Here is a 13,215-nt window from a genome sequence, read left to right as displayed (position 1 = left end):
CCCTGACAATACTGTACAGGGCTTTTTATTTATAACGAACTTTAATATATTTTCTAAATTATCCTCTTGGCTTTTGATGTCTAGGAGTCTTTTTCTTTTTGGCTTTAGTACCAACTCGAGACATTGCATTTCTGAAACCAATATAGTCTGTTGCCATATCCTGTGGCATAAACCTTCTTTGAGCAGGGTCTAACCAATATGCTCTATCTTTCCAAGAACCACCCTTGTATACACGAACTTTATCATCTACGATAGTAGTTCTTTTACTAGACTCATCATATCTCCTGTCTAATTTCGTGCTATCTTCAGCGCCAGGCCCTACATAATGTATTGGAGCATTATACATTCTTCTGTTAGGAGTAGTTTCATCTTGATATCCTTCATAATATCTAGAAGAACTTTTATCACCATCTCTGTAGTTTCTGTTATCACTATCTGTAAAGTTAGTTCTCATGTACGTCTCGTTTTCATCGATAGGTACCTGCAAAATTCCACCTGGTAATACTCTAGCAATAATTTTTCCATTACTAAGCGTATCATATACAATAGAATCCGTCATTACTATTTTTACTGTTCCATCCGGGTTAATTGCATTTTTAGTATATACATTACCTCTGTAGTAGTTAAAATCATTGTACTCATCATCTACAATAGGTCTGTATACATCAGCTACCCACTCGGCAACGTTTCCTGCCATGTCATATAATCCATAATCATTTGGATCGTAAGATTTTACAGGGGCAGTAATATCTGCACCATCATCACTCCATCCAGCGATACCACCATAATCACCATCTCCTTGCTTAAAGTTAGCTAATTGATCTCCTCTAGTTCTTCTTTTTCCTGAACGAGTATATTTCCCGCTCCATGGATATTTTTTTCTACCTCTATATATGTTGTAACTTCTAATCTCTACAAGACCTAGAGCGGCATATTCCCACTCCGCTTCTGTCGGAAGTCTATACTTTGGAAGTAATAATCCATCTTTACGTTGTATATATAAACCAGTAGAATCATTGGTTTTTTCATATTTTTCTGAAGCTCTTCCTCCTCGAATAGCTTCGTCGTTACCCCCATATGTTTGCGAAGGAGCATTAAGATAAGTTTCTGTATCAAATGTACTTTCTGCAGAAACATCTTCAAAAGGAGCATTTTCTTTAATTACATTTTCTTCTTCAAGAATTCTTTCATTAACGCGATTTGTTCTCCAATTACTAAATTCTACAGCTTGTATCCAGTTTACACCAACTACAGGATAATCTGCATAAGCGGGATGACGTAAATAGTTATTGGTCATCATTTCATTAAACCCTAAACGATTTCTCCATACTAATGTATCAGGAAGAGCACCGTAATAGATGTTTCTATATTTTGGTTCTGTAGGAGGATAAACACCTTTTAACCAATCTAAATATTCTAGATACATTACATTGGTTACTTCTGTTTCATCCATATAGAATGATTGTACATGTTGCTGGGTAGGGGTATTGTTCCAGTCATGCATTACATCATCTTGAACACGACCCATTGTAAAGGTACCACCTTCAATAAAAACTAAACCAGGACCGGTTTCTTGTTCTTTGTAATTTGTATTTACTTGAAATCCGCCGTCTTTGGAATTGTATTTCCAACCTGTGGCTCTTGAACTGCTCCCATAATCGTTCTTAGAACAACTAAAAAGTAGAACACTAATGGAGAGTGCCATTAGCGACTTAAAAATAAACGCGTTTTTCATAATCTTAAGTTCGTTAAAGTAGAAATTAGGGCTTGCAATATAACAATAAACGTTAAAAATAGCCTAAATTTTTTAAAATATTATCAATTCATGATTTTTTATGAATTTCCAACGACTTTGGTTTAACGCAATATTTTGTAGTTTATTATTTAATTTTAAATAAAAACCATAAAATTTTATCGGCCTTTGAAAAACGGTTTTTCTGTATTTAAGAACGCAATCATTCATATATAAGAGTTGATTTTTTTAGAATTTAAATTTTTTTTCACCATTTGTTTTAAATAATAAGTGCAGTATTTAAAATATTTATAATTAAATGTGTCGCTCTACATCACAATATACATTTTCATACTTGTATAGAGGTGATAGCAATGTAGTACTAATGATAGTAAGGGCAGGGCTTGATTATAGTTTTTAAAATGCTTCTGTACACATTTGTGTTTTTTTTAATATTTTGTGAAGAAACGTGCATTTCTTTAAATTACTATTAAGGTCGAATATAAGATATCAGCAAATTTTACGTTAAGAAAAGAGTGAGTTTGAAAAAAATTAAATGACTCACTATTTTTTAATCACTAAATAACTATATATTTGTCAAACTCAATTTTTGCAGGTATGAAAAAAACAATTATTCTTGGTCTTGTCTCTTTAATGTTTTGTAACGTCCATGTCAAAGCACAGGAAAATAGAGCAATCACAACAGCTACACCATTTTTATTAATCGCTGCTGATGCAAGAGCAGCAGGTCTAGCAGACCAGGGAGTCGCTACGTCACCGGATGTATTCTCACAACAGTGGAATCCAGCCAAATATGCATTTATCAAAAGCAAACAAGGAGTTGGTGTAAATTATACACCATATCTTAGTAATCTTGTAAATGATATATTTTTAGGTAATTTAAATTATTATAACCGTATTAATGAGCGAAGTGCTGTTGCAGCTAGTTTCAGATATTTCAGTCTTGGAGATATCGAATTTAGGCAAACTGCAGATGGGGCTGCAAATACACAGCGTCCTAATGAGTTTACATTAGATGTTTCTTATGCATTAAAGCTTAATGAGCGTTTTTCTATGGCAGTTGCAGGTAGATACTTAAGATCTGATCTTAGGTTGCAAACTGAAAATGCTGATGATGCTAGTGCGGCAGGAAGTTTTGGTGTTGATATTGCTGGTTTTTATCGAAGTGATGAGATAGCCTTTAATTCTTTTAATGGTAGATGGAGAGCTGGAGCAACAATTTCTAATATAGGTCCAAAAATCAAATATGATGATGCTGGTCAGGAAAATTTTATTCCTACTAACTTTAGATTAGGAGGTTCTTTTGATTTTATCTTTAATGAGGATAATAGAATTACACCAACTTTGGAAATTAGCAAATTACTGGTGCCTACACCTCAGGATTTTGACGGTGATGGGGACATAGATGCCGATGATAATAGAGAATATCAGGATATTAGCGAATTTGGCGCTATTTTCTCTTCATGGGGAGATGCCGATGGAGGATTTAGCGAAGAATTAAAAGAAATTACTTGGGCACTTGGTGCAGAGTATATGTATAAAGAAGTTTTTGCTTTTAGATCTGGATTCTTTCACGAAAGTGATGAAAAAGGAGCGCGTCAATTTCTTTCCATGGGAGCTGGTTTTAAATATAACATCGTTAATTTAGATGTTTCTTACCTGTTTTCTACGTCATCTGTGAGAAGTCCACTTGAAGGAACGCTTCGTTTTGGTCTTACATTTAACTTTGGAGATGAATACAATGATTAATACATAAGGTATTAATACTAGATATATAGAAAAAGTATCAAGCTTTAGGGTTTGATACTTTTTTTGTTTGTAGTACATTGTGCCCCCATTATTTATAATGAAAATTAAATAGTAATGAAGGAAATCAAAATAACATCTGTCTTGCAGGTATATGATTCATTAGATGAGTTGCCTCAAGATATTCAAGAATTGATGCATCAATCTATGGAGATTAGGGACAAGGCATATGCTCCTTATTCAGAATTTTGGGTGGGTGCAGCTTTACTAATGGAAAATGGAGAGGTCGTTTTGGGTAATAATCAGGAAAATGCTTGCTATCCTTCAGGATTATGTGCAGAACGTACGGCTATCTATTATGCAGGAGCCAATTTTCCGGGTATTCCAATTTTGAAAATGGCACTTTGTGCTAAATCATTGAAATATCAATTGGTCACTCCCACACCTCCTTGTGGAGCATGTAGACAGGCTATTGCAGAATATGAAGTAAAACAAGAAGCTCCTATTGAGATTTATTTTATGGGAGAAACAGGAAAAGTGGTGAAATCTTCGTCTTTATCTAATTTATTGCCACTTATTTTTGATAATTCATATTTATAACGTTTTCGTTGATTTTATGAGCAAACTGCTTTCCCCTTAATCTCGAATATGTTATTTTTGTTTTTCGTTCTTCCAAAACATTAATAGGAAGGTTAAGCGATTACTAGTTTCAGAACTAGTTTTTTATACATATCTCAGCACAATTGTAAATGAAAAAAATAACCAAAGAAGTTTACCTAAATTGGTACGAAGAAATGCTCTTCTGGCGAAAGTTCGAAGATAAATTAGCACAAGTATATATTCAGCAAAAAGTTAGAGGGTTTTTACATCTCTATAATGGCCAAGAGGCAATCCTTGCTGGAGCTTTGCATGCAATGGATCTTACAAAAGATAAAATGATCACGGCTTACCGTAATCATGTACAACCCATTGGTATGGGTGTTGATCCAAAACGTGTAATGGCAGAATTATTTGGAAAAGGTACAGGTACTTCTCAAGGTTTAGGAGGTTCTATGCATATTTTCTCTAAAGAACATCGCTTTTATGGAGGTCACGGTATTGTAGGGGGGCAGATTCCTTTAGGAGCGGGACTAGCTTTTGCAGATAAATATCACAAAAGAGATGCTGTAACACTTACCTTTATGGGAGACGGCGCTACGCGTCAAGGTTCATTACATGAAACATTCAATCTGGCGATGTTATGGAATTTGCCAGTCGTTTTTTGTGTAGAGAATAATGGATACGCAATGGGAACTTCTGTAGAAAGAACAGCAAACCATACGGATATATGGAAATTGGGATTAGGCTATGAAATGCCATGTGGTCCTGTAGATGCTATGAATCCGGTAAAAGTTGCTGAAGCAATGGATGAAGCTATTACTAGAGCTAGAACTGGCGGAGGACCAACTTTTCTTGAATTAAAAACATATAGATATAGAGGGCATTCTATGAGTGATGCACAAAAATATCGAACTAAGGCAGAAGTTGCCGAATACCAAAAGATAGATCCAATTACTCAAGTGTTGGATATTATAAAGGAAAAAAAGCATGCTACAGATGATGAGATTGCTGCTATTGATAAACGAGTAAAAGAACGCGTTGCAGAATGTCAAAAATTTGCCGAGGATTCACCATTCCCTGAAAAGAATGTGATGTATGATGTAGTATACGATCAAGATGATTATCCGTTTTTATCACACAAACCACAATAGATTATGGCTACAGTAATAAATATGCCGCGATTGAGCGACACTATGGAAGAAGGAGTTGTTGCAAAGTGGCTCGTCAAGAAAGGAGATAAAATCAGTGAAGGAGATATTCTTGCCGAAATCGAAACTGATAAGGCTACGATGGAATTCGAATCCTTTTATGATGGGATATTACTTCATATAGGTATCGAAGAAGGAGAAACTGCACCAGTAGATCAGCTGTTGGCAATTATTGGTGACGAGGGTGAAGATATTTCTAGTTTGTTAAATGGAGGAGGAGCTGCGCCTAAAATGGAGGAACCTAAAACAGAAAACGTTGAAGAGTCTACGTCAAATTCTTCTCAATCCGCAGAAATCCCCGAGGGAGTAGAGGTTATTACAATGCCTCGCCTTAGTGATACTATGGAAGAAGGAACAGTTGCTTCTTGGTTAAAAAAAGTTGGAGATACTGTTGAAGAAGGAGATATTCTTGCCGAAATCGAAACAGATAAGGCAACGATGGAATTCGAATCCTTTTACAACGGAACCTTGTTGCATATTGGTATCGAAGAAGGGCAAACGGCACCTGTAGATGTATTATTAGCTATTATTGGACCGGCAGGAACTGATGTTTCAGGTTTAAAAGATGGTGTTACTAATACTGCAACTACATCAAAACCGGATGCCACACCTGTAGCAGAAACAAAAACCGAATCAAAGGCAACTCCAGTTGCTAATGCAAATGGAGGAAGAATATTAGCATCTCCATTAGCAAAAAAAATAGCAAGTGATAAGGGGATAGATCTATCTCTAGTAAAAGGTACTGGAGAGAATGGGCGTATCGTAAAGAAAGATATAGAATCATACACACCAACTGCTGCTGCTGTTGCCACTCCTAAAGCTGAAAAAGAAACAGTTTCTACACCGGTACAGGCTTTTGTTCCTGCCGGGGAAGTAAGTTTCGAAGAAGTGAAAAACTCGCAAATGCGTAAAGCAATTGCAAGAAGTTTATCTGCTTCTAAGTTTAATGCACCACATTACTATCTTACGATAGAGGTAGATATGGACAATGCTATAACTTCTCGAAAAACAATCAACGCATTACCAGATACTAAGGTGTCTTTTAATGATATGGTTGTTAAAGCTTGTGCGATGGCTCTTAGAAGGCACCCTAAGGTAAATACTACCTGGAAAGACGATGTTACAGTCTATAATAAGCATATCAGTATTGGTGTTGCAGTAGCTGTTCCTGATGGATTAGTAGTACCTGTCTTACCATTTACGGATCATATGAATATTATGGATATAGATATAAAAGTACGTGATTTGGCTACTAGAGCGAGAGATAGAAAACTAACTCCTCAGGAGATGAGTGGTAGTACCTTTACAGTATCTAATTTAGGTATGTTTGGTATTCAGGAGTTTACTTCTATTATCAATCAACCTAACTCAGCTATTTTATCGGTAGGTGCGATTATTGAAAAACCTGTAGTTAAGGATGGTCAAATAGTGGTTGGTAATACCATGAAAGTTACTTTGGCCTGTGATCATAGAACTGTAGATGGAGCAACTGGAGCGCAGTTTTTACAAACATTGAGACAATATCTTGAAAACCCAGTTACCATGCTGGCTTAAATGATATAAACAAAATAGTATTTATTACTTATCCCACTTCGCTAGAAGTGGGATTTTTTTACCTTTATCAAAAAAGATAATTTTATGAAACGTTATATAGGTGTACTCTTGATTTCAATTATGTTTGTTAATTGTAAAGAGACAACTTCTGCTCAGCAACAAATTAAAATTAAAGAGACTCAAGCTTCAGAGATAAGAGATATTATGAGTTTGCTCGCTAGTGATGAATTAGAAGGTAGAGATACAGGAAGTGAAGGGTTAGAAAAAGCAGCATTATTTGTTGAAAAAGAATTTAAGAACTCTGGAATTAAGCCTTATTTTGAAACGTATAGAGACGTGTTTGATGCTAAAGGAACAGAGACTTTTAATGTGGTTGGCTATCTTAAAGGCACAGATGAGAAATTAGCTAATGAGTTTATAATTTTAGGCGCTCATCTTGATCATATAGGTACAGGAAAAGAGGTTGATGGCGATACTATTGCTAATGGAGCTAATGATAATGCTGCAGGAAGTACTGCGGTAATAACATTGGCCAAACAACTATCAGCGCTTAAGAGTAACAAAAGGAGTATACTTTTTGTTCTTTTTGGAGCCGAAGAGAAAGGTTTATTAGGCTCGAAGCATTTGGCAGGGATTTTAAAAGAAAAAAATATTGATTTGTATACTATGGTCAATTTTGAAATGATTGGGGTGCCCTTAAATAATAAATCGTATAAGGCATATATTACTGGGTATGAAAAGTCAAATATGGCTGCCAAAATCAATGAGTATTCTGGTAGTGAACTTATAGGTTTTTTGCCTAAAGCAAAAGAGTTTCAGTTATTTCAAAGAAGCGATAATTACCCATTTTACAAACAATTTAATGTTCCATGTCAAACCATTTCTACTTTTGATTTTACAAATTATCAATATTATCATCACGTAGATGATGAAGTGTCTGAGATGAATTTTGAGTTTATGGCTTCATTAATAGATGCATGCGTACCTTCGATATTAAAAATAAGTAATACAGCAACAAAAGAAATTAAACTAAATTAGTCCATAGTTTGAACTGTAATATGAAAAATGTAATCATTACTGGAGCGAGTAGAGGAATTGGATATGAATTGGCAAAAATTTTGGCTGATCAGGGGCATCAGGTTCTGGCTTTGTCAAGAAACGAGAAACCTATACAAGAGCTAAGTCATAAAAATATTAATACATTTTCTTTTGATATTTGTAAGGCGGTTGATCTAAAAAAAATGATTGATTATGTTTCTAAAGAATGGAAACAAGTTGATGTATTAATCAATAATGCTGGTAAATTATTGAATAAACCGTTTGGAGAAATTTCTTCGCAAGAATTTGAAGAAGTGTATAAGGTTAATGTTTTTGGAGTAGCCGAAATTACAAGAGTATTAATGCCTTTTATGAAATCAGGAAGTCATGTAGTTACGATAAGCAGTATGGGCGGGATTCAAGGGAGTATGAAATTCCCGGGACTCGCAGCATATAGTTCAAGTAAAGGAGCTGTGATTACATTAACCGAGCTGTTAGCCGAAGAATATAAAGAAAGTGGGATCGCATTCAACGTTTTGGCGCTAGGTGCAGTACAAACAGAAATGTTAGAAGAGGCTTTTCCTGGATATCAAGCACCACTTACGGCCATAGAAATGGCAACATATATTAAGAATTTCTCATTAACAGGTAATAAGTTCTATAACGGAAAAGTGCTTCAAGTATCAAGTAGTACACCATAAGTGATGTCAGGATTTACAGTTTGCTAGTATTTCTTTTTGGATTACTGTATTTGAGGTAGCATCTATAAAAGAGAAACCAATGTAGTAGGTGTATTTTCCTTTCACTTTGTTTTTGGTAGGTCTTGCGGTTATTCTTACTGTGTATTGATCATTTTGATATGTCTCACTCCACGAAGTGCCATTTTTTCTATGACTAGACCTAGATTTTGATATAGGGATTAAATATTTTTTGGTGTTTTTTCCTAACTGGATAATTGCAGCGGTATTATCTTTAAAGCGACCAAAATATAATTTTTTAAAAGAGGTGTTTTTAGCAGGTGTCATAAATAAGCAATCACAGGCATTGATTTCTTCCCAAGTAAAACTTAAATCACGAATAGAAAATCTTTCTACATGCAATGGTTCTGTAGTATTGGTTGGTTTGGGAGGAGCTACTTTAGGTAATTGCGGAACAAAAAATATCTTTGTAGTTTTCAGTTTTTCTCCATCGACTGTAATTTGAGATGTTTTTATATACGTGGTTATAGTATCAGTTTTGGATTCATAAATGACCTTTGTTTTTGCCAGTTTTACAGAGTCAGAAATAATTTCAAAAGGAGCAATAAGAAGAACTTCTTTTACTACTGTATCGGTTATTGTCGAAGAAATAATCTCTGTATCCAAATCAATATTAAAATTTGGATGGGAGTCTGCTAATGCCTTTTTATCGATTATTTCTTTTAATTTTTGTAAAATTAAACTCGAATACGCCTCTTCTTCAGAAATTAAAACAGTTTCAGAAATTAAAACAGTTTCTTCTGCGGTTTCAGAAACTTTAATGTTGTCCATCTCCATTTCTTTAGAGTTGTTTTTGGCGCATCCCAAAAACAGTAAAAACCAGGCGATATATAAAAATTGACTCCTCATGATTTTACTCTAAATTTTAGTTTAACAATTTTCCCACTAACTCTTTTAGATTCTATGATTTCAATATTTTTTAAACTTCGGGTAGGTGTTGTTAGCGTATTTATGAATTTGTTTTTATTGTATATTTCTATACCTAGTCCATGTGGTAATACCTGAAAAATGATAGCATCATTAGCGATCATATCGGATAATTCTTTTCTTCTGTTTTTCCAGTCTTCTATTTTGCCATTGGCATAATAATGAAGCATTAATGCATAATCATCTGTTTGTATCTGTAAACGTTCTTGATTCGAGGAAGAGGCAATTCTATAAATAGTATCGGTTTTGTGATAGGGAGACTGTATTACAAAATGAATAAAATCGTCTTTTGTTTTCCATACAAAGCATCCTGTACTATCACTTTTTGTATAAAAAGGAGATTGCTTATCGTTCAAAACAATAATATCAACGGGTATTTTTATTACAGGCTCATTCCTATCCTGATCAATAAAACAAAAACTAAACGTATTTTGTATTGGGATGACAAAGTAAACACATCCTAATACTCCAATCCCTACAACGGTAAAAAGTAGTTTTTTAAAAATATTAGAACCTTTTTTTCTTTTTGGTGCATGTTTAGCTTTAAAATCATACCAATTTTGATACTTGCAGTATTGGGATAGTATATTTAGAATATCTATTCTAGGTAGTTTTTCTGTATTGTTTTTAAAATGACTATAAAAAGACTTTTCACTAATTGATGCATTAACTTCATTTTGTAAATCCTCCTGAAACGAAACAATATCTTGTCCCTTCCATTTAGAAATATCCAAATTTGAGGCATTGTTTTTCTTTAAAAACTGTTGTGTTACAGCTTTTTTGAGAAGATCGAACAGTATTTTGTCTTCAAAGATGATAAACGTATAATTTTGATAATAAGGTTTTTATGATTTGTAAAATGATTTACAATTGGTTTGCAACGATTCTACAATACATAAACGAGTACTCCTAATAAGTTTGTTTTCAGTATAACAAGATAAAAAATATAAAAATGAATACGTTAAAATTGATTAAAGTATTAGGAGGAGTATTATTAATAACATTGATTAGCTTATCCTGCTCAAATAATGCAAGTAAATACGATGCCACGTCAGAGAGTATTTTACTACAGGAAACAGGAGAAACGGCAGATTTAAATTCATATGAACTAGAGAAACCAGGAGTTCAAAGTAATGAAAGATATACACAGACAAAGGATGTGGTAGATTTGCATACTAAGATCATTAAAAACGCTAATTGTAAAATTAAAGTACATCGTGTCGAAGAAGTTACGAAGAAAGCAAAGCAATTAGCTGTAAAATACAAGGGTTATGTTTCTGATGAGCGTTTTACAAATACCAATTACTCAAAAGAAAACAGGTTTACAATTAGGGTACCACAACATAAATTTGACGTTGTTTTGGATGAGATATGTGAGCTGGCAGAGTTTGTAGATTACAAAAATATTACAACTATAGACGTTAGTGAAGAGTACGTAGATGTTACATCTAGATTAAAAACAAAATTAGAAGTTAAAGAACGGTACGAAACGATACTAAGGAATAAAGCAAAAACAGTAGAGGATGTGTTAAAAACTGAAGATAAACTTAAGCAAATTCAGGAAGAGATAGAGTCGGCCAAAGGGAGGTTAAATTATTTGTCAAATAGAGTGGCGTATAGTACAATCCAATTGGATATATATGAAACTGTGGTGCCAGAATCGGAACCGTCTGAGTATAAACCAGGGTTCATTAATAGGGCCAAAAAGGGATTTTTGTTTGGTTGGTCTATTATAGAGAGTTTTATCTTATTGCTTTTTTATATATGGCCTTTTATCGTGTTGATAGCTTTTGTTTTTATGTATTTTAAATGGGGTAGGAAGATCAATTTAAAAAAATAGCAGATGTACTTAACTTGTTGAGGCAATTTGACGAAAAATAAGTAAAATATTTTTTTCGATTAAGACGGGTTAAATAATCTTTTAAGAACCCGTCTTATTTTGTATTTTACCCTCGTGAAAGAAATCCTTGCAAGATATATTCCAGAACGCGCATTAATACCTGCATTTGATTTGATTGTAAAATGCAATGTGCACCTTAAGATAGTTAATGAACGGGTAACGCGCCATGGCGATTATCGTAAAATGGCAGATGGAAGACATCAAATTACAGTAAATGCTTCACTTAATAAATATCGGTTTTTAATTACGTTAATACATGAGATAGCCCATTTAGTTGCTTTTGAAAAGTATGGGCGCTATATAAAGCCACATGGTATTGAATGGAAACAGGTTTTTCAGCAACTTATGTTACCTTATATACACCCCGAAGTTTTTCCTTCAAAATTATTACCCGTAATAGCACATCATTTCAAAAACCCTAGGGCAAGTAGTGATACTGATGAAAAACTATCATTAGCATTAAAACAATTTGACCCTGCAAATGATAAAAGTTATATATTTGAGTTACCTTTCGGTAGTACCTTTAGATTATACAACGGAAAAATCTTTAAAAAAGGAAATAAGAAAGTCAAACGTTATGAGTGCGTCGAAATTGCAACGGGTAGAATCTACCTATTTAACCCCAACGCTGAAGTAGAACTATTACATTAACTATGAACAAAAATTATTATGCCGTATTAATGGCAGGTGGAGTGGGATCGCGATTTTGGCCAGTAAGTACTACTGACTTCCCCAAGCAATTTCATGATATGTTAGGAACTGGAGAAACGTTGATCCAAAGAACATTTTCGCGTTTATCAAAAATAATTCCAACTCAAAATATCTACATATTAACCAATGAACGTTATAACGATTTGGTTCTAGAACAATTGCCAGAAGTGCAATCTAATCAAGTGGTTACAGAGCCTGCAATGCGTAATACAGCGCCTTGTATACTCTATGCATCTATGAAGATTCAAAAAGAAAATCCAGAAGCGGTAATGGTGGTGGCTCCTAGTGATCATTGGATTGAAGATGAGGGTGCTTTTATTTCAAACTTAGAGAGTTGTTTTGAAGCTTGCTCTAAGCAAGATATATTAATGACTTTAGGAATACAACCATCATTTCCGAATACGGGATATGGGTATATAAAATATCAAAAAGTAGAGGATCCAGTAAAGAAAGTAGATCAGTTTACAGAAAAACCGGATTACGAAACGGCTAAAAAGTTTCTGAATGACGGAAACTATTTGTGGAATGCAGGGATCTTTATCTGGAGTGCTCAAAGTATCATAAGTGCTTTTGCTACTTTTCAAAAAAAGATGACCACTTTGTTCGAAAAAGGATCACTTGTCTATAATACCAAGCAAGAGAACGATTTTATTAGTTTAAATTACCCTCTTGCAGAGAATATTTCTATAGATTATGCTATTTTGGAAAAAGCAGAAAATGTATACGTATTACCTGCAAATTTTGATTGGAATGATCTGGGTACTTGGGGATCACTTTATGATAAATTGGATAAAACTGATGATAAAAATGCTGTAGTTAATGCACGTGTATTATCTCAAGATTCGTCTGGTAATATGATTAGAACAGCCGTTGATAAAATTGTTGTGGTTGATGGGCTCGAAGATTACATTATTGTAGATAAGAAGGAAGTGTTGCTAATATATCCTAAGAAAAAAGAACAGGATATTAAAAAAGTACTCAAGAAGGTAAAAGATACATACGGAGAACAATACGGATAAT

The 13,215-nt window shown here is 34.1% G+C and carries 12 protein-coding genes; 9 read left to right on the top strand and 3 right to left on the bottom strand.

The features are described from left to right. Window positions 1-58: 58 nt before the first annotated feature. Window positions 59-1,735, bottom strand: coding sequence for a gliding motility lipoprotein GldJ (gene gldJ, locus DK508_RS04600; protein ID WP_109299559.1), 1,677 nt, complete (start codon window positions 1,733-1,735; stop codon window positions 59-61). Window positions 1,736-2,350: 615 nt separating this feature from the next. Here gldJ and porV point away from each other — a divergent pair. From porV to DK508_RS04570, 6 genes are all read left to right on the top strand, one after another. After that, window positions 2,351-3,502, top strand: coding sequence for a type IX secretion system outer membrane channel protein PorV (gene porV, locus DK508_RS04595; RefSeq protein WP_109299558.1), 1,152 nt, complete (start codon window positions 2,351-2,353; stop codon window positions 3,500-3,502). A gap of 114 nt (window positions 3,503-3,616) precedes the next feature. Beyond that, window positions 3,617-4,099 (top strand): cytidine deaminase, encoded by a 483-nt coding sequence (locus DK508_RS04590; RefSeq protein ID WP_109299557.1) that lies wholly within the window; start codon window positions 3,617-3,619, stop codon window positions 4,097-4,099. A 149-nt stretch (window positions 4,100-4,248) separates the two neighbouring features. Further along, window positions 4,249-5,250, top strand: a complete 1,002-nt coding sequence (gene pdhA, locus DK508_RS04585; RefSeq protein WP_109299556.1) for a pyruvate dehydrogenase (acetyl-transferring) E1 component subunit alpha — start codon at window positions 4,249-4,251, stop codon at window positions 5,248-5,250. A gap of 3 nt (window positions 5,251-5,253) precedes the next feature. Continuing rightward, entirely contained in the window at window positions 5,254-6,861 is a 1,608-nt protein-coding gene (locus DK508_RS04580; protein WP_109299555.1) for a pyruvate dehydrogenase complex dihydrolipoamide acetyltransferase, read from the top strand. An 84-nt stretch (window positions 6,862-6,945) separates the two neighbouring features. After that, a complete protein-coding gene (locus tag DK508_RS04575; RefSeq protein ID WP_109299554.1) occupies window positions 6,946-7,899 on the top strand; it encodes a M20/M25/M40 family metallo-hydrolase in 954 nt (317 codons plus the stop codon). A 20-nt stretch (window positions 7,900-7,919) separates the two neighbouring features. Continuing rightward, window positions 7,920-8,600 carry an SDR family oxidoreductase gene (locus DK508_RS04570; protein ID WP_109299553.1) on the top strand — a complete coding sequence of 227 codons (681 nt, stop codon included), beginning with the start codon at window positions 7,920-7,922 and terminating at the stop codon, window positions 8,598-8,600. A 6-nt stretch (window positions 8,601-8,606) separates the two neighbouring features. Here DK508_RS04570 and DK508_RS04565 read toward each other — a convergent pair whose 3' ends face one another. Together DK508_RS04565 and DK508_RS04560 are read right to left on the bottom strand one after the other, a co-directional pair. Beyond that, a complete protein-coding gene (locus DK508_RS04565; RefSeq protein ID WP_109299552.1) occupies window positions 8,607-9,506 on the bottom strand; it encodes a hypothetical protein in 900 nt (299 codons plus the stop codon). Beyond that, window positions 9,503-10,318: a hypothetical protein gene (locus tag DK508_RS04560; RefSeq protein ID WP_109299551.1), complete on the bottom strand. Its 816-nt coding sequence runs from the start codon at window positions 10,316-10,318 to the stop codon at window positions 9,503-9,505. Before DK508_RS04560 ends, DK508_RS04565 begins: the two co-directional genes overlap by 4 nt. A 218-nt stretch (window positions 10,319-10,536) precedes the next feature. Here DK508_RS04560 and DK508_RS04555 point away from each other — a divergent pair, with 218 nt between their 5' ends. From DK508_RS04555 to DK508_RS04545, 3 genes are all read left to right on the top strand, one after another. Continuing rightward, complete coding sequence (locus DK508_RS04555) at window positions 10,537-11,424, top strand: DUF4349 domain-containing protein (protein WP_109299550.1); 888 nt, start codon at window positions 10,537-10,539, stop codon at window positions 11,422-11,424. Between the two features lie 114 nt (window positions 11,425-11,538). Then, window positions 11,539-12,135 (top strand): SprT-like domain-containing protein, encoded by a 597-nt coding sequence (locus DK508_RS04550; RefSeq protein WP_109299549.1) that lies wholly within the window; start codon window positions 11,539-11,541, stop codon window positions 12,133-12,135. Window positions 12,136-12,137: 2 nt separating this feature from the next. Then, window positions 12,138-13,214, top strand: a complete 1,077-nt coding sequence (locus DK508_RS04545) for a mannose-1-phosphate guanylyltransferase (RefSeq protein ID WP_109299548.1) — start codon at window positions 12,138-12,140, stop codon at window positions 13,212-13,214. The last annotated feature ends 1 nt before the right edge of the window (window position 13,215 follow it).

The sequence above is a fragment of the Aquimarina sp. AU474 genome (assembly GCF_900312815.1).
In the GTDB taxonomy this organism is placed as follows: Bacteria; Bacteroidota; Bacteroidia; order Flavobacteriales; family Flavobacteriaceae; genus Aquimarina.
Note: the sequence above shows the minus strand (reverse complement) of the source record. Positions and strands in the feature narration are given on the sequence as shown.